Source organism: Aeromonas allosaccharophila, assembly GCF_016026615.1.
In the GTDB taxonomy this organism is placed as follows: Bacteria; Pseudomonadota; Gammaproteobacteria; order Enterobacterales; family Aeromonadaceae; genus Aeromonas; species Aeromonas allosaccharophila.
Window position 1 is genome coordinate 2713815 of sequence record NZ_CP065745.1, and the last position, 16754, is coordinate 2730568.

At 60.2% G+C, this 16754-nt stretch carries 15 protein-coding genes; 13 read left to right on the top strand and 2 right to left on the bottom strand.

Going from position 1 to position 16754, the window contains the following annotated elements:
* Positions 1-138 precede the first annotated feature (138 nt).
* The 7 genes from barA to galE all read left to right on the top strand — a co-directional run bounded on the left by barA (position 139) and on the right by galE (position 9160).
* Entirely contained in the window at positions 139-2856 is a 2718-nt protein-coding gene (barA, locus tag I6G90_RS12235) for a two-component sensor histidine kinase BarA (RefSeq protein ID WP_197927698.1), read from the top strand.
* A gap of 89 nt (positions 2857-2945) precedes the next feature.
* Positions 2946-3425 carry a YehS family protein gene (locus I6G90_RS12240; RefSeq protein ID WP_042063090.1) on the top strand — a complete coding sequence of 160 codons (480 nt, stop codon included), beginning with the start codon at positions 2946-2948 and terminating at the stop codon, positions 3423-3425.
* A 34-nt stretch (positions 3426-3459) separates the two neighbouring features.
* Positions 3460-4347 (top strand): N-acetylmuramoyl-L-alanine amidase, encoded by an 888-nt coding sequence (locus I6G90_RS12245; RefSeq protein ID WP_197927699.1) that lies wholly within the window; start codon positions 3460-3462, stop codon positions 4345-4347.
* A 155-nt stretch (positions 4348-4502) separates the two neighbouring features.
* Positions 4503-4970 (top strand): Dps family protein, encoded by a 468-nt coding sequence (locus I6G90_RS12250; RefSeq protein ID WP_021229540.1) that lies wholly within the window; start codon positions 4503-4505, stop codon positions 4968-4970.
* Positions 4971-5257: 287 nt separating this feature from the next.
* Positions 5258-6907 (top strand): hydroxylamine reductase, encoded by a 1650-nt coding sequence (gene hcp / locus I6G90_RS12255; RefSeq protein ID WP_197927700.1) that lies wholly within the window; start codon positions 5258-5260, stop codon positions 6905-6907.
* A gap of 131 nt (positions 6908-7038) precedes the next feature.
* Positions 7039-8028, top strand: coding sequence for a hybrid-cluster NAD(P)-dependent oxidoreductase (locus I6G90_RS12260; RefSeq protein ID WP_197927701.1), 990 nt, complete (start codon positions 7039-7041; stop codon positions 8026-8028).
* Positions 8029-8146: 118 nt separating this feature from the next.
* Entirely contained in the window at positions 8147-9160 is a 1014-nt protein-coding gene (gene galE / locus I6G90_RS12265) for a UDP-glucose 4-epimerase GalE (RefSeq protein WP_005335608.1), read from the top strand.
* A 70-nt stretch (positions 9161-9230) separates the two neighbouring features.
* Here the strand turns inward: galE and I6G90_RS12270 are convergent, their stop codons facing one another.
* Positions 9231-9932, bottom strand: coding sequence for a phosphatase PAP2 family protein (locus tag I6G90_RS12270; protein WP_197927702.1), 702 nt, complete (start codon positions 9930-9932; stop codon positions 9231-9233).
* Between the two features lie 258 nt (positions 9933-10190).
* On the opposite strand from I6G90_RS12270, the gene mpl reads away from it, so the two are divergent.
* Both mpl and I6G90_RS12280 read left to right on the top strand, forming a co-directional pair.
* Complete coding sequence (gene mpl, locus I6G90_RS12275; RefSeq protein ID WP_144714112.1) at positions 10191-11561, top strand: UDP-N-acetylmuramate:L-alanyl-gamma-D-glutamyl-meso-diaminopimelate ligase; 1371 nt, start codon at positions 10191-10193, stop codon at positions 11559-11561.
* Positions 11558-12169 carry a flavin prenyltransferase UbiX gene (locus I6G90_RS12280; protein ID WP_042063096.1) on the top strand — a complete coding sequence of 204 codons (612 nt, stop codon included), beginning with the start codon at positions 11558-11560 and terminating at the stop codon, positions 12167-12169. Before mpl ends, I6G90_RS12280 begins: the two co-directional genes overlap by 4 nt.
* 68 nt (positions 12170-12237) lie before the next feature.
* Here I6G90_RS12280 and I6G90_RS12285 read toward each other — a convergent pair whose 3' ends face one another.
* Positions 12238-12852, bottom strand: a complete 615-nt coding sequence (locus I6G90_RS12285) for a TetR/AcrR family transcriptional regulator (protein WP_042063099.1) — start codon at positions 12850-12852, stop codon at positions 12238-12240.
* Positions 12853-13053: 201 nt separating this feature from the next.
* Between I6G90_RS12285 and hpt the strand changes: the two genes are divergently transcribed.
* The 4 genes from hpt (at position 13054) to I6G90_RS12305 (ending at position 16752) form a co-directional block, all read left to right on the top strand.
* Entirely contained in the window at positions 13054-13584 is a 531-nt protein-coding gene (gene hpt / locus I6G90_RS12290) for a hypoxanthine phosphoribosyltransferase (protein ID WP_005335618.1), read from the top strand.
* Positions 13585-13695: 111 nt separating this feature from the next.
* Complete coding sequence (locus I6G90_RS12295) at positions 13696-14613, top strand: ABC transporter ATP-binding protein (protein WP_197927704.1); 918 nt, start codon at positions 13696-13698, stop codon at positions 14611-14613.
* Positions 14610-15383 carry an ABC transporter permease gene (locus tag I6G90_RS12300; RefSeq protein ID WP_042656642.1) on the top strand — a complete coding sequence of 258 codons (774 nt, stop codon included), beginning with the start codon at positions 14610-14612 and terminating at the stop codon, positions 15381-15383. The genes I6G90_RS12295 and I6G90_RS12300 overlap by 4 nt, the downstream gene beginning before the upstream one ends.
* A gap of 217 nt (positions 15384-15600) precedes the next feature.
* Positions 15601-16752, top strand: a complete 1152-nt coding sequence (locus tag I6G90_RS12305) for a double-cubane-cluster-containing anaerobic reductase (protein ID WP_197927706.1) — start codon at positions 15601-15603, stop codon at positions 16750-16752.
* Positions 16753-16754 lie beyond the last annotated feature (2 nt).

A 16754-nucleotide genomic window follows, 5' to 3' on the forward strand; every position in this document is an offset into this window, starting at 1 on the left:
TAGGTGGCTATGTCATGATTGTGGAATCTGCTGCCGGGTATTGTCCCACAAGAATAATAGTATGACCAAATACGGCCTGAGAGCCCGTGCATTGCCATCAACCCTATCGCCAACCCTGTTCACTGGTGGCCTGTTCGTATGACCAAATATGGCCTGAGAGCACGCGTTCTCGCCTTCACCATCCTGCCGACCCTGATCATCGGTGGCCTGATGGCCGGTTACTTCACCTTCCACCGCTACCAGCAGCTGGAAAACAACCTCATTGATCAGGGGATCAACATCATCGAACCGCTGGCGATTGCCAGTGAATATGGCATGACCCAACACAGTCGCGAATCCCTCAAGCGGCTGATTGGCCTGACCCATCGCAAGAACTCCCCCTTCATCAAATCCATCGCTGTCTTCACCCAGGACAACCAGCTGTTCGTCACCTCGAACTACCACCGGGATTTCACCCGGCTCAGACTGCCCGATGGCGAGCCCATTCCGGATCTGACCAGCGTGACGTTTCAGGGGGACGACATCATTTTGCGCACCCCGATCCAGGCCGAAACCAGCCTCGATGGCTTCCCGCTGCCAAGCGATGTAGAGCCACCGATGATCGGCTACATCTCGATGCAGATGGCGACCGATCGGGCCATGCTGTTGCAGTACCGCGACACCTTCTTTGCGGTGATCATGGTGCTCATCGGGGTCGCCTTCAGTACCCTGTTTGGCTTCCGTCTGGTCAAGAGCGTGACCCAGCCCATCACCAACATGGTGCAGGCGGTGCACAAGATCAGGGAGGGGCGGCTCGATACCCGGGTCAGCGGCGAGCTGACCGGCGAGCTGGATATGCTGAAAAACGGCATCAACGCCATGGCCAAGGCGCTCTCCGAATATCACGAAGAGATGCAGCAGAATATCGATCAGGCCACCTCGGATTTACGCGAAACGCTGGAGCAGATCGAGATCCAGAACGTCGAGCTCGATATGGCCAAAAAACGGGCGCAAGAGGCGGCACGGGTCAAGTCGGAGTTTCTTGCCAACATGTCTCACGAGCTGCGCACGCCGCTCAATGGCGTTATCGGTTTTACCCGCCAGTTGCTGAAAACCAGCCTGACCCCGAGCCAGACCGACTACATGCAGACCATCGAGAAGTCGGCGCGCAACCTGCTTGGCATCATCAACGACATCCTCGACTTCTCGAAGCTGGAGGCGGGCAAGCTGCAGTTGGAGCATATCCCGTTCAGCCTGCGCGACACCCTCAACGAAACCATGCACCTGCTCGGCCCCAGCGCCCACGACAAGCAACTGGAGCTCTCGCTAAGGGTAGATGCCGACGTGCCGGACTCCCTCACCGGCGACCCCATGCGGCTGCAGCAGGTGCTGACCAACCTCGCCGGCAACGCCATCAAGTTCACCGAGCAGGGCAACGTGGATGTCCATATCGAGCAGATAGGCAGTGGCAACCACAAGGTGAGACTCAACATCAGGATCCGCGATACCGGTATCGGCATCTCGCAAGAGCAGCAGCGCCAACTGTTCCAGGCCTTCAATCAGGCCGACTCCTCCATCTCCCGCCGTTATGGCGGCACCGGTCTTGGCCTGGTCATTACCCAGAAGCTGGTGCAGCAGATGGGCGGCCAGATCCGCTTCGAATCGGAGCTGGACAAGGGCTCGATCTTCTCGTTCAGTCTCGATGTAGAGGTCTCGCCCCTGCCCCAGACCGATCAATTGCCGCTGGATCGGATCCGTGGCAAACGGCTCTGGCTGCTGGAGCCGGATCCCTTCGCCCAAGCTTCCCTGCTCGCCCTGCTGGCGGAGTGGCAACTCGACGTGCAGCCACTGACCAGCGATGACCCCTGGCCCGCGATGAGCGAGCAGGAGATGGTGATCATCGGCAGCAGCACCCTGCATACGCCACAGCAGGTGATCAGCCGCCTCGACAGCCTGAGCGGCCAGCAGCAGAACACCATAGTGCTGCTCAGCAGCCACGAGCCGGCGCTCTACGAGGTGATGCTGGCCCACGGCGCCCAGCACTGCCTCTCCAAACCGGTCAACCACCGCAAGCTGCTGCACGCCCTGCTCTCGCCCGAGGCGAGCCGCCAGAAGCTGCCCGCCCAACCCGCGCCGCGTCAGTTGCAGCCGATCAAGGTGCTGGCGGTGGATGACAACGCCGCCAACCTCAAGCTGATCGCCGCCATGCTCAAGGAGATGGTGAGTCAGGTGGTGGTGTGCAAAAACGGCAAGGAGGCGGTCAAGCAGGCCCAGAGCCAGCCGTTCGACATCATCTTCATGGATATCCAGATGCCGATCATGGATGGCATCAGCGCCACCCAGGCGATCCGCAACCAGTCACTCAATACCACCACCCCAATCGTGGCGGTGACCGCCCACGCCATCCCCGGCGAGCGGGAACGGCTGATCCGCCAGGGAATGGACGACTATCTGGCCAAGCCCATCGACGAGACCATGCTGGCCCAGCTCATCACCGACTTTGCCTATCGCCGCCACCAGAATGACGGCGCCCAGCAAATAGACTGGGCGCTGGCGGTGCGGCAGGCGGCGGGCAAAGAGGATCTCGCCAAAGAGATGCTGACCATGCTGCTGGCCAGTTTCGACGAGGTCGAGCCGGTGCTGGATAGCGCACTGGCGGGCGAAATTGAAGATAGCGAGGTGCTGGCCCAGCTCCATCGCCTCAACGGTGGCTGTGCCTATTCCGGGGTGCCGGGGCTGCAACGGCTGCTCTCCCAGCTGGAGCAACAGCTGCGCGACGGCATGCCGGTCAGCGAGCTGGAACCCGAGTTGCTGGAGCTGCAAGATGCGCTGGAACTGGTGCGCCAGGAGGCGCCCCGCTATCTCGGTAAGGCTTGATTGGCTTGACCCGAACTGTACCGGCCCCCGCTTTTTCTGACGCGAGGGCCGCCAGATGGTAAAGTTGCGCCGTTTACACAGGAGTCAGCATGACCAACAACGATATTCTGCGCCGTCTGCGCTACGCCCTCACCATCAGCAACGACGAGATGGTCGAGATGTTTGCCAAGGGCAACCTGACGGTCACTCACGCCCAGCTGCACAGCTGGTTGATGAAAGAGGCGGCTGAAGGTGAAGAGCAAGAGGCAGGCTATGTCGCCTGTCCCGACTCGGCCCTGAGCCAGTTCCTCGATGGCTTCATCATCGCCCGCCGCGGCGTGCGGGAAGATGCCCCGGCCCAGGTGATCCCGAACCGGATCAACAACAACATGATCCTGCGCAAGCTGCGCATCGGCCTCAACTACAAGGAAGAGGACATGCTCGGCACGCTCAAGCTCGCCGACTTCAACCTCTCCAAGTCCGAGCTCAGTGCCCTGTTCCGCTCCAAGGATCACAAGCACTATCAGGATTGCGGGGATCAGATCCTGCGCAACTTCCTGATCGGGCTCACTGCCAAGTACCGCAGCTAACCAGCAGCGCAACTGACCGGGCAAGGCCTTCGACATGTGCCAGCGACTCACTCCCCCCACGCTCAGCAGACTGGCTGTGGCAGGGGGATGGCGCTGGCGCTGTCTTCTTCCCCTCTTCTTCCTGCCACCAGTTCTGCTACTGGGCGCCTGCACCCCGTCCGAATACCAGCTCTCGACCCGCTATCAGAGCGCCAACCAGAACGAGCGGATCGCCTTTCTGATCCTCCACTACACCGACGAAGACGATGCCAACTCCCTGCGCCTGCTGACCGAGCCGGAGCACAAGGTGAGCGCCCACTACCTGATCCCCCACGACAGCCGCGAGACCCCGCTACCGGTCTATCAGCTGGTGCCGGACAGTGCGCGCGCCTGGCATGCGGGACGCAGCCACTGGCACCAATATGCCGGGCTCAATGCCAGCTCCCTTGGCATCGAGATCGTCAACCTCGGCTATCCAGCGGAAGATGAGTCGTTGGCCCCCGATGCCCGCCGCTGGCAACCCTATACCCCGCAGCAGATTGCCGCCGTCGGCGCCCTCAGTCGGGAGCTGGTCGCCCGCTACCAGATTCCACCGACCCAGGTGCTGGGCCACAGCGATGTCGCCCCCGAGCGCAAGCAGGATCCCGGCCCCCACTTCCCCTGGCGCCAGCTCTATCTGACGTACGGGGTCGGCGCCTGGCCCGATGAAGATCGGGTAGCCGAGCTACTGGCCAGCCCCTTGCCCGACTGGGATGCGGCAATGTGGCAACAACAGCTGGCCCGCTATGGCTACGGCCTGCCCCAGACCGGCCAGTGGGATGAGCAGAGCCGCGCCGTCATGCGCGCCTTTCAGCTCCACTTTCGCGCCAGCAAGGTCGATAGCGAAGCGGACCGCGAGTGTCAGGCCATCCTGATGGCGCTGCTCGAAAAATACTTCCCCTAATCCTCATCCATTGTCCCCGCTGCTGCGTACTGTTTGATAGCCGTTAGCTATCAAACAGTTAGGCACAAGCAATTGTCCCTGCATTTTGCAAGGCGTTATTCTGACTGCGTTCCAAAAGAGAATTTAAAACTGATTTCCAAATCTGGAGGTGAATGATGAAAAGCCCGATTGGTCTTGATACTGCTCAATCACAAGCCCTGGCAGCCGAGTTGAACAAATTGCTGGCCAGCTACCAGATCCTCTACATGAACGTGCGCGGCTTCCACTGGAATATCCGTGGCAATCAGTTCTTCGAACTGCACCTGAAATTTGAAGAGATTTACAACGACCTGCTGCTGAAAGTCGATGCACTGGCCGAGCGGATCCTGACGCTGGATGGGGTGCCGATGCACAGCTTCAGCGACTACCTGAAAGTCTCTGCCATCCCCGAGCAGAAAGGTCTGCACGATGGCCGCGCCTGTGTCGAATCCCTGCTGGAGAGCTTCCGCGAACTGCTGGTCGCCCAGCGCCGCATTCTGGGTCAGGCAGCCGAAGCCGGTGATGAGGGCACTGCCTCCATCCTCTCCGACTATGTGCAGCAGCAGGAAAAACTGGTCTGGATGCTGCGCGCTTATCTGGCCTGATAGTGAACCAAGCCGGCTATACGCACGTATGAAGGCTTGATGAAGTAGCGGGCCGGGATCACCTGACCAGACTCGGCCCAACCCGCTTGATTGTTATGTTCTGTTGCAAACCTGAGTTGTCTCTCCTTTTATCCACCCGCTTGCCGCCCTGTTTGGGCGGCTTTTTTTATTTTTGATCTGCATCAAGGGAACCTTAATTGGCAAATTGAATACCTATTAAGTTTTTCACGAGGGGAATAGAATCGCCACAAAACAAACAACTGAAATGTCCAATTAGGAGAGACATGATGTTTTGTGTGCAATGTGAACAGACAATTCGTACCCCGGCAGGCAACGGCTGTGCCTACGCACAAGGTATGTGCGGCAAGACGGCGGAAACCTCGGATCTGCAAGATGTGCTGATCTATACCCTGCAGGGACTCAGCGCCTGGGCGCTGGCCGCCCGCGAGCAGGGCATCATCGACCGCGAAATCGATGCCTTCGTGCCCAAGGCCTTCTTCGCCACCCTCACCAACGTCAACTTCGACTCGAATCGCATCGTGGCCTACGTCAATCAGGCCCTTGCCTATCGCCAGCAGTTGGCCGATCGTCTGGCCGCCATGGCGGTGCAGGTGAACGACTTGCCGCAATCCGCTCACTTCGAGCCCGGCGCCGAGCTGCTGGAACAGCTCGCCCATGCCGCGCCAGCCGCCCCCAATCGGGGCAAGAGCGAGGTGAACGAAGACATCATGGGGCTGCGCCTGCTCTGCCTTTACGGCCTCAAGGGCGCCGCCGCCTATATGGAGCACGCCCGGGTACTGGATCAGCAGAGTGACGAGGTGGCCGCCGAATTCCACCGCATCATGAGCTGGCTCAGCACAGACCCGAGCGAAATGGGTCGGCTGTTCAGCTGCGCCATGGAGATCGGTCAGCTCAACTTCAAAATCATGGAGATGCTGGATCTCGGTGAAACCAGCGCCTTCGGCCACCCGGAACCGACCCAGGTCAGAGTCACCCCCATCCCCGGCAAGTGCATTCTGGTCTCCGGCCACGACATGGTGGATCTCAAGCTCATTCTGGAGCAGACCAGGGGGACCGGCATCCATGTCTACACCCACGGCGAGATGCTGCCCGCGCTGGCCTACCCCTTCTTCAAACAGTACCCCCATCTGGTGGGCAACTACGGCTCCGCCTGGCAGAACCAGCAGAAGGAGTTTGCCAACTTCCCGGGCGCCGTGGTGATGACCTCCAACTGCATCATCGACCCGAATGTGGGCAACTACTCGGATCGCATCTTCACCCGCTCCATCGTCGGCTGGCCGGGCGTAACCCATCTGGAAGGGGATGATTTCTCGGCCGTGATCGCCAAGGCGCAAGCGCTGGAAGGCTTCAAGCACACCGAGCTGGAGCACTTCATCACCATCGGCTTTGCCCGCAACGCCCTGATGCAGGCCGCACCGGCGGTGATTGAGAAGGTAAAAGCCGGGGAGATCAGCCACTTCTTCCTAGTGGGTGGCTGTGACGGCGACAAGGCCGAGCGCGCCTACTTCACCGAGTTTGCCAAGGCGGCACCGCGCGACAGCCTGCTACTCACGCTGGGCTGCGGCAAGTACAAGTTCAACAAGCTCGACTTTGGTGACATCGGCGGCATTCCGCGTCTGCTGGATGTGGGTCAGTGCAACGATGCCTACTCCGCCATTCAGCTGGCGCTGGCGCTCTCCGAGGCGTTCGAGTGCGGGGTCAACGATCTGCCGCTGACGCTGGTGCTCTCCTGGTTCGAGCAGAAAGCCATCGTCATTCTGCTCACCCTGCTCTCCCTTGGGGTGAAAGACATTCGTACCGGGCCGACCGCCCCCGCCTTCCTCACCCCGGCCCTGCTCAAGGTGCTGGAGGAGCAGTTTGGCCTGAAAGGGACCACCACGGCCGAGGCTGACTTGGCCGAGATCCTGGCGGCCTGATCGGTTCCATATCCGCCTTACACGCTCAGTATGTTGTAAGCGTTTGGCGAGCCGCCCGGCTCGCCTTTTTTCTGGATCCGGCTTTTTCATCAGACGTTTTTCAAACCGTTTCAAACATAAGGAGCCTTGTGATGACCTCTCTCACGCTCACCTGCATTGGCCGCCAACAGAACACCCACGACGTAGTGAGCTGGCAGCTGGCGCCGCTTTCCGGCAACCTCCCTCCCGTACTGGCTGGCCAGTGCATCACCTTGCACACCGAGATTGACGGCAAGCCCCACAGCCGCGCCTATACCCTCTCCTCCAGCCCGCAGGATGCGTGCTGGCAGGTGACTATCAAGGATGTGGGACGGGTCTCCCGCCATCTGCACCAGACCTTGCAGGTGGGAGACAAGATCCGGGCCGATGGCCCGTTCGGCGATTTCAACCTGACCAACCTGCCCTGCGAGCGGCCGCTGCTGCTCAGTGCCGGTTCCGGCATCACCCCCATGTGGGCCATGCTGCGGGACGAGCTTGCCAAACGGCCGGATGCCGATATCCGCTTTATTCACAGCGCCAGAACCCCCGAGGATGTGATCTTTGCAGGCGAGCTGGCTGCACTGGCTGAGACTCATCCCGGTGTACGCCATGCCCTGATTCTGGAAGAGGCGCCTGCAGATCACCCCTGGATTGGCCGACTCACCCCCGCCATGCTGGCCGAACTGGCCCCAGATCTGCGCGAACGCCATGTCTATCTCTGCGGCCCTGCGCCCTATATGACAGCGGTTTATAGCATGCTGGCAAAGCTGGGGTTGCCGCCGGAGCAACTGCATCAGGAGTCCTTTGGTCTTCCCCCCGCAGAGCCCACCGCGACCACCAGCGACCACTTCTGGCTGACCCTGAAAAAGAGCGGCAAGAAAGTGAAAATTTTGCCGGGCCAGACCCTGCTGGCGGCGCTGGAAACGGCGGGTGAAACCATGATGGCAGCTTGTCGCGCAGGCGTATGTGGTAGTTGCCGGTGCTCTACCGAAGGAGACATCGAGCGCCAGAGCGTGATGACCCTGAGTGCGCAGGATCTGGAGAGCGGCGTGGCCCTGGCCTGCTCCTGCACTGCGCAGGGGGATATCAGCCTCGATTTTTAAGGCGTGGCGAAGATTTATTTGAGGTGTGGTGAAGGCGTCATCGGTATCCCAACCTTTTCCCAAGTAGGCAGGGGCGCTAGACTCTGCCCCCAGTTTCACCAGAACACGGGATAAAAAAATGACAATACTGGTCACAGGGGGCGCCGGCTATATCGGCTCCCACACCCTGGTTGAGCTGCTCGGCGCGGGGCAGCAGGTCGTGGTACTCGACAACCTCTCCAACTCCTCACCGGAGTCACTCAAGCGGGTCGAGCAGATCACCGGCAAACCGGTCACCTTCGTCGAAGGGGATGTGCTGGACAGAGCCTGCCTGCAGCAGCTGTTTGCCAACCACCAGATCGAATCGGTGATCCACTTCGCGGGCCTCAAGGCAGTCGGAGAGTCGAGCCAGATCCCGCTCACCTACTACCAGAACAACATCAGCGGCACTCTGGTGCTATGCGAAGAGATGGCCAAGGCGGGCGTGTTCCGGCTGGTGTTCAGCTCTTCTGCCACCGTGTATGGCGATCCCGCCTCGGTACCGCTGCGGGAAGATTTCCCCACCAGCGCCACCAACCCCTACGGCCGCTCCAAGCTGATGGTGGAGGAGATCCTGCGTGATCTCGCCAAATCCGATCCCCGCTGGGCCATCGTGCTGCTGCGCTACTTCAACCCGGTCGGCGCCCACGAGAGCGGCCTGATTGGTGAAGATCCCAACGGCATCCCCAACAACCTGCTGCCCTATATCAGCCAGGTGGGTGTCGGCAAGCTCAAGGAGCTGGGGGTATTTGGCAACGACTATCCAACGCCAGACGGCACCGGCGTGCGCGACTACATCCATGTGGTGGATCTGGCCATCGGCCACCTGAAAGCACTGGCGCGCATCAAGAGCGACACCGGCGTCTTCACCTACAACCTGGGTACAGGTCAGGGCTACTCGGTACTGGAGATGGTCAAGGCGTTTGAAGCGGCCAGCGGCCGACCCATTCCCTACCAGATCAAACCCCGTCGCCCGGGCGACATCGCCGAGTGCTGGGCCGAACCGACGCTGGCCCGTGCCGAGCTGGGCTGGCAGGCAGAGCGTGGTCTGGAGCAGATGATGGTCGATACCTGGCGCTGGCAAAGCAACAACCCGAACGGCTATCAAGGCTGATGATCTAGCGGGTTGATAACAAAACGCCCCGACATTTTCATGTCGGGGCGTTTTATTTTGTGACGTTCAATCAGTGGGTCTGACTGCGCAGCAGCGGCACACGGGCCAATCGGGGGGCAATGCGCTCTATCAGCCGATCCGCCAGCGGGGTCAGCAGCAACCAGGGCAGGCAGAGGGTCGCCAGCCCCAGCGCGCCGACATAGACATCGGTAAACCAGTGGGCGCCCGCCAGAATGCGCGGCGCGGAAAAGATCGGCACCATCAGCAGCGCACTGACACCGGCCCAGCGCGGCAGATAGCGCAGGGCAAAACCGGCGAAGATCATCAGGAACAGGGCGTGATCCCCCGGGAAGCTATCGCCGGAAGAGTCCTTGGTCGGGATCGCACTGAGATGGGTGACTCGCAAGGCGTCGCTCACCATCAGAGTCGGGCTGGGGCGCTCCACCGGCAGTTGATGACCAAGCTGATTGATCGCCAGCGCACTCAGCAGCATCACAATGCCCATCGCCACCAGCTGGCGACGACCAGCAATATCACGGGCAAAGAAACAGCGAGCCAGGATCAGCCCCATACAGGCGAGCACCGCCAGATCGAACAGCCGGTTATTGGTGATGGCCACCAGATCCGCCCACAACGGCGACTGCCCGAGCCAGCCGTTAACGGTATGAAAAATCGCGAGGTCCCACTGATCCCAGGGACCATGAGCGGGCAGCGCAGCCCAACTGATGGCCACCAGACCACCGACCAGATAGCAAAGCAGGAACTTGCCCATGGAGACTCTCCGTTGGAAAAGGGCGATATGGTAAAACTGTAGGGTGCGTCACAAAACCGAAGAATTGTAAGAAAGTGCGACACGAAATCAAGCCTCAAATAAAACCGACCCACCCATTCCAGCCTCGCACGCCCGAACAGTGACAAGATTTCTGCTTCCTGTGCCACATCTGTGGGTCTCTCACCATGAGTGCGGCTTGTGCCACCACCGCAACACCCCCTAGAATGCGCACTTCCCTTTACTGCGAAAGGAAGCGGTATGCATATTCACATTCTCGGGATCTGCGGCACCTTTATGGGTGGTCTGGCGGTGTTGGCAAAACAGCTTGGTTACCGGGTGACCGGCTCAGACGCCAACGTCTATCCCCCCATGAGTACCCAGCTCGAGCAACAGGGTATCGAACTGACCGAAGGCTATGACCCCTCCCAACTCGATCCGGCGCCGGATCTGGTGGTGATCGGTAACGCCATGAGCCGCGGCAACCCCTGTGTTGAATATGTGCTGGACCGCAATCTGCCCTATATCTCCGGCCCCCAGTGGCTGCTGGAGCATGTGCTGCAGGATCGCTGGGTACTGGCCGTTGCCGGCACCCACGGCAAGACCACCACCGCCAGCATGCTGGCCTGGGTGCTGGAGTACGCCAAGCTGGAGCCCGGTTTCCTTATTGGCGGCGTGCCAGGCAACTTCCCGGTCTCCGCCCGCTTGGGCTCCGCCCCCTTCTTCGTCATCGAAGCGGACGAGTATGACTGCGCCTTCTTCGACAAGCGTTCCAAGTTCGTCCACTACCACCCGCGCACTCTGGTGATGAACAACCTGGAGTTCGACCACGCGGACATCTTCCCGGATCTCGCCGCCATCCAGCGCCAGTTCCACCACCTGATGCGCACCGTGCCGAGCAACGGCCGGGTGCTGTTCCCGCAAGCCGATGACAACCTCACCGCCGTGCGCAAGATGGGCTGCTGGAGCGAAGTGGAGCTGGTAGGTCAGGACGACGCCAAGTGGAAGGCGGTCAAGCTGGCCGATGATGGCTCCGTCTTCGAGGTATGGCTGGATGGCGAAAAGCAGGGTGAGGTGCACTGGGAGTGCATCGGCGAGCACAACGTCAACAACGGTCTGATGGCCATCGCGGCTGCCCGCCATGCCGGTGTCATGGTGGAGCATGGCATCGCGGCGCTCTGCCAGTTCAAATCCCCCAAGCGGCGGATGGAGCTCAAGGGCGAGGTAGCCGGCATCAGCGTCTATGACGACTTTGCTCACCACCCCACCGCCATCGAGACCACCCTCGGCGGCCTGCGCGCCAAGGTGGGCGAGGCCCGCATTCTGGCGGTGCTGGAGCCACGCTCCAACACCATGAAGTTAGGGGTCCACAAGGAGGAGCTGGCTGGCTGCTTCGACGGCGCCGACGAGGTGTTCTTCTTCCAGCCCCCCAACATCGGCTGGGATCTCGGCGAGGTGACGGCCCATATGACCCGACCCGCTAAGGTGTTCAACGATCTGGAGACCCTGATCAACCGGCTGGTGGCCGAGAGCCGCGATGGCGACCATATTCTGATCATGAGCAACGGCGGCTTCGGTGGCATTCATGACAAGCTGATCGCCCGCCTCAAGGATTATCACGGCGAACTATGAACAAAGCGATCACCCTGGCGCTGACCGGTGCCTCCGGCGCCCCCTACGCCCTGCGCCTGCTCCAGTGTCTGGTGCAGGCAGACTATCGGGTCTACCTGCTCGCCTCCTCGGCGGCACGAGTGGTGCTCAAGACCGAGCAGCAGCAGGAGTGGCCCGGCTCGCCGAAGGAACTCTCTGCCTATCTCTGTCGCCAATATGGCGCCCAGGAGGGGCAGATCGTGGCCTGCGGCAAGGAGGAGTGGTTCTCGCCGGTCGCCTCCGGCTCGGCAGCGCCCAAGCAGATGGTGGTCTGCCCCTGCTCCATGGGCACCGTCTCGGCCATTGCCAACGGCACCTCGGACAACCTGCTGGAGCGGGCGGCGGACGTGGTGATCAAGGAGCGCGGCCAGCTGATCCTGGTGCCCCGCGAAACCCCCTTCTCGGCGATCCATCTGGAAAACATGCTGAAACTGGCGCGGCTCGGGGTGACCATCATGCCTGCCGCGCCCGGTTTCTATCATGAGCCGAAAAGTATCGAGGATCTGGTGGACTTTATGGTCGCCCGCATCCTCGATCATCTCGGTGTCGAGCATGAGTTGACCAACCGCTGGGGCTATGGCCACGGCTGAGCTAGCCAGACAAACCGGATAAAAAAAGGCGCCCCTCGATGAGGGGCGCCTTTTTTCGTTAAGCCGTATCAGCAAGCCTGAATAGGTGCCGTCACGTACTTGAACAGGAAATCAGTCACCTCTTCGCGCGCCGGGCGCTTGGGTTGATTGATCATCTGCATCATCACATAGCCAAAACCGGTCAAAGAGCGGGCCAGATCCTGTGCCGACAGCACGCTGGTGATCTCCCCTGCATCCATGGCGGTTTGCAGCTCGCTGGCGATCAGCTCAAGGCACTGATCGAGCAGCCGGGTATAGCGGGGCCATACCTCTTCCCGAACCGATGAACTCCACTCCAGCCAGATACCGGCATAATCCGGTTGATCGTAGGCGGCATCGACAGAGAGGCGTACATGACGCTGGATCTTGTCGAAAATGGAGCCCTGGTCACCATATGCCTGCGACAGCATCTGGTTCACAAAGCGTTCGATCTCGGCCAGCACCTCATCTACCAACTCCTCGCGGGTGTTGAAATAGTTGAAGACGGTAGCCACAGAGACCTTGGCCTGTTCGGCTATCTCGGCGTGACCGGCACGGCCAATGCCGCGACGGGAGAACACCTCGATGGCACATTCCATCAATTGGGAGCGACGAGCTTCCGGCGACAGCCGGGTACGACGTCTTATTTCTGCGCGTGGTTCCATAGTTTTTATCATCTAATAGTTATTGATTATGGTGTTTATAGTATTTTAACTAATCATGCCTGAGTGCCTGCTAACTCTATCAATTAAAATAAGCCGATAAAAGCACCACGTATCTCTAGCACCCTTCGACATGAGTGGTAGAATCATCGGTTTTGATATTCATGAACGGCCAAATCCCCTTTGGCCTTATGGGAGTAAGTGATGAAACACACCGTCGAGGTGATGATCTCCGAGGCTGAAGTAGCCGCCCGGATCGCCAAATTGGGTGAAGAGATCACCGCCCGCTATCAGGGTTCTGACGAAGTAGTGATGATTGCGCTGCTGCGCGGTTCCTGCATCTTCCTGGCCGACCTCTGCCGCCAGTGCCAGCTGCCCATCACCCTGGACTTCATGACCGCCTCCAGCTACGGCTCCGGCATGCACAGCACCCGTGACGTCCGCATCCTCAAAGACCTGGACGATGACATCAAGGGCAAGGATGTGGTGATCGTGGAAGACATCATCGACACCGGTTACACCCTCAACAAGGTGCGCGAGATCCTCTCCCTGCGCGAGCCGAAATCCCTTGCCATCTGCACCCTGCTGGACAAACCCTCCCGCCGCGAAGTACAGGTGCCGGTCGACTGGATTGGCTTCGCCATTCCGGACGAATTCGTGGTCGGCTGTGGCATCGACTACGCCCAGAAGTACCGCAACCTGCCGTTTATCGGCAAAGTGGTACCCCAGGAGTAAGCCAGGTTCAGGAATATCACGGGTGAAGCGGCCTTGCGCCCTTTACTCTGTGCAGGCGGCCTTGGCCGCCTTTTCTGTATCGAGCCGGATTCAACCATCACAGAGGTTGCAATGAACGCACTGGAAATCAGCGGCCTGAAAAAGACCTATCAGGGGGGCGTCGAAGCCCTTAAAGGCATCGATCTTTGCGTCAATCAGGGGGATTTCTTCGCCCTGCTCGGCCCGAACGGCGCGGGCAAATCCACCACAATCGGCGTCATCAGCTCGCTGGTGAACAAGAGCGCCGGCAAGGTGAAGGTATTTGGCTACGACATCGACAGCGATCTCGAGCAGGCCAAGGCCCAGCTCGGGCTGGTGCCGCAGGAGTTCAACTTCAGCCAGTTCGAGAAGGTAATCCAGATTGTCACCCATCAGGCCGGTTTCTACGGCGTGCCCAAGGCGGAAGCCAAGATCCGCGCCGAGAAGTACCTGCGCCAGCTCGACCTGTGGGAGAAGCGCGACATGCCTGCCCGCACCCTCTCCGGCGGTATGAAACGCCGTCTTATGATCGCCCGCGCCCTGATGCACGAGCCCAAACTGCTGATCCTCGATGAACCGACCGCCGGGGTCGATATCGAGATCCGCCGCTCCATGTGGACCTTCCTCAAGGAGCTCAACGAGCAGGGCGTCACCATCATCCTCACCACCCACTATCTGGAAGAGGCCGAGATGCTGTGCCGCAACATCGGCATCATCGACAAGGGTCGCCTGATCGAGAACACCAGCATGAAAAACCTGCTGGGCAAGCTGGGTCGCGAGACCTTCCTGCTCGACCTTGCGCCAGGTTCTGCCGTACCCGAGGTACCAGAGTTCAACGGCCGCATGCCGGATGAGCGCACCCTCGAGGTGGATCTCGACAAGAGCCAGTCACTCAACAGCCTGTTCGAGCAGCTGTCGAGCCAGCAGGTGCAGGTAGTGAGCATGCGCAACAAGGCCAACCGGCTGGAAGAGCTGTTCGTCAATCTGGTCGAAGAGGGGAGAAAAGCATGAATCTGGCCACCTATTACATCGCCTTCAAGAGCATTCTGGCCAAGGAAGTGAGCCGCTTTACCCGGATCTGGATCCAGACCCTGGTGCCACCGGCCATCACCATGAGCCTCTACTTCGTCATCTTCGGCAACCTGATCGGTTCACGCATCGGTGACATGGGTGGCTTCAGCTACATGGAGTTCATCGTGCCCGGCCTCATCATGATGTCGGTGATCACCAACTCCTACTCCAACGTCGCATCCTCCTTCTTCAGTGCCAAGTTCCAGCGCAATATCGAGGAGATGCTGGTGGCGCCGGTGCCCAACTACGTCATCATCGCCGGTTATGTGGGCGGTGGCGTGGCACGCGGCCTCTGTGTCGGCCTCATCGTCACCCTGGTGTCGCTGTTCTTCGTACCGCTGCAGATCCACCATCTGTTCAGCGTCTGCTTCACCGTGCTGCTCACCTCGATCCTCTTCTCGCTGGGCGGGCTGATCAACGCGGTGTTTGCCAAGACCTTCGACGACATCAGCATCATCCCCACCTTCGTGCTGACGCCGCTCACCTATCTGGGCGGGGTGTTCTACTCCATCAGCCTGCTGCCGCCGTTCTGGCAGGGTGTCTCCCAGGTGAACCCCATCATTTACATGGTGAACGCGTTCCGCTACGGCTTCCTCGGTATCTCCGACGTGCCGCTCGGCACCGCCTACCTCATCATCATCGGCTTTATCGTGGCCCTCTACGGTATCGCCTGGTGGCTTATCTCTCGCGGCACCGGGCTGCGTCACTGATGACATGCAACGGGCACCTCACGGTGCCCGTTGTTTATTCTCATCCCCCTCTCTTCATCACACATCAGATAACCTCCCTGTTATTAAGGCTTTATCCGGCACCTTGTGATCCACCGCAATTTTCGGATTACCCCCAAAGGTATAATTCCCGCGGTTGGAAGAGCCGTGATGGACGGCCTCTTCCTCTCTCTCATTTCCCAGCAGGACAGGATCGCTTATGTCACTGATCACCGAGTTGCCAGCCATTTTCGAGAGTTTTTCAGATGCCCGTCGTCAGGGCTTTCTGGCTGTGATGGCACTCAAGGAGCGACAGATCCCCCTGGTTGGTACCTACTGCACCTTCATGCCGCAGGAGGTGGCGATGGCCGCCGGTGCCGTGGTGGTATCGCTCTGCTCCACCAGCGACGAGACCATCGAGGAGGCCGAGAAAGATCTGCCCCGCAACCTCTGCCCGCTGATCAAGAGCAGCTACGGTTTCGGCAAGACCGACAAGTGCCCCTACTTCTACTTCTCCGATCTGGTGGTGGGTGAGACCACCTGCGACGGCAAGAAGAAGATGTACGAGTACATGGCCGAGTTCAAACCGGTGCATGTGATGCAACTGCCTAACCGCGCCGATGACGAGGCCTCCCGCACCCTGTGGCGCAGCGAGATCGTCCGCTTCAAGGAGCTGCTGGAGCAGCAGTTCGGCAACCCTATCAGCGAGCAGGAGCTGCACGAAGCGATCGTGCTGAAAAACCGCGAGCGCCGCGCGCTGGCCGACTTCTACCGGCTCGGCCAGCTCAACCCTCCGGCACTGAGCGGCACCGACCTGCTCAAGGTGGTCTATGGCGCCACCTTCCGCTTCGACAAGGAGCAGCTCATCAGCGAGTTGCAAGAGATGACCCGCCGCATCAAGGCCGAGTATGCCGAGGGCAAGCGGCTCGACACCCGTCCGCGCATTCTCATCACCGGCTGCCCCATCGGCGGTGCCGCTGACAAGGTGGTGCGCCTTATCGAGGAGCACGGTGGCTGGGTGGTGGGTTACGAGAACTGCACCGGCGCCAAGGCGACCGAACAGTGCGTCAGCGAACAGGGTGACCCGTTCGATGCGTTGACCGACAAGTATCTGGCCATCGGCTGCTCCTGCATCTCCCCCAACCACCAGCGCATGACGCTGCTGAGCCAGATGGTGGAGGAGTATCAGGCGGACGGGGTGATCGATGTGATCCTGCAGGCTTGCCACACCTATGCGGTGGAGTCACTGGCCATCAAGCGCCACGTACGCGAACGCCACGGCATCCCCTACATGGCGGTCGAGACCGACTACTCCAGCGCCGACAAGGGGCAACTGGCAACCCGGCTGGCCGCCTTTATCGAAATGCTGTAAGG

Excerpts from the sequence above, each read along its gene's own strand:
- I6G90_RS12280 (WP_042063096.1), top strand. The coding sequence starts at position 11,558 with ATGAACAAAGCGATCACCCTGGCGCTGACCGGTGCCTCCGGCGCCCCC.
- I6G90_RS12250 (WP_021229540.1), top strand. The coding sequence starts at position 4,503 with ATGAAAAGCCCGATTGGTCTTGATACTGCTCAATCACAAGCCCTGGCA.
- I6G90_RS12295 (WP_197927704.1), top strand. The coding sequence starts at position 13,696 with ATGAACGCACTGGAAATCAGCGGCCTGAAAAAGACCTATCAGGGGGGC.
- I6G90_RS12245 (WP_197927699.1), top strand. The coding sequence starts at position 3,460 with ATGTGCCAGCGACTCACTCCCCCCACGCTCAGCAGACTGGCTGTGGCA.
- mpl (WP_144714112.1), top strand. The coding sequence starts at position 10,191 with ATGCATATTCACATTCTCGGGATCTGCGGCACCTTTATGGGTGGTCTG.
- barA (WP_197927698.1), top strand. The coding sequence starts at position 139 with ATGACCAAATATGGCCTGAGAGCACGCGTTCTCGCCTTCACCATCCTG.
- I6G90_RS12260 (WP_197927701.1), top strand. The coding sequence starts at position 7,039 with ATGACCTCTCTCACGCTCACCTGCATTGGCCGCCAACAGAACACCCAC.
- I6G90_RS12300 (WP_042656642.1), top strand. The coding sequence starts at position 14,610 with ATGAATCTGGCCACCTATTACATCGCCTTCAAGAGCATTCTGGCCAAG.
- galE (WP_005335608.1), top strand. The coding sequence starts at position 8,147 with ATGACAATACTGGTCACAGGGGGCGCCGGCTATATCGGCTCCCACACC.
- hcp (WP_197927700.1), top strand. The coding sequence starts at position 5,258 with ATGTTTTGTGTGCAATGTGAACAGACAATTCGTACCCCGGCAGGCAAC.
- I6G90_RS12305 (WP_197927706.1), top strand. The coding sequence starts at position 15,601 with ATGTCACTGATCACCGAGTTGCCAGCCATTTTCGAGAGTTTTTCAGAT.
- I6G90_RS12270 (WP_197927702.1), bottom strand. The coding sequence starts at position 9,932 with ATGGGCAAGTTCCTGCTTTGCTATCTGGTCGGTGGTCTGGTGGCCATC.
- I6G90_RS12240 (WP_042063090.1), top strand. The coding sequence starts at position 2,946 with ATGACCAACAACGATATTCTGCGCCGTCTGCGCTACGCCCTCACCATC.
- I6G90_RS12285 (WP_042063099.1), bottom strand. The coding sequence starts at position 12,852 with ATGGAACCACGCGCAGAAATAAGACGTCGTACCCGGCTGTCGCCGGAA.
- hpt (WP_005335618.1), top strand. The coding sequence starts at position 13,054 with ATGAAACACACCGTCGAGGTGATGATCTCCGAGGCTGAAGTAGCCGCC.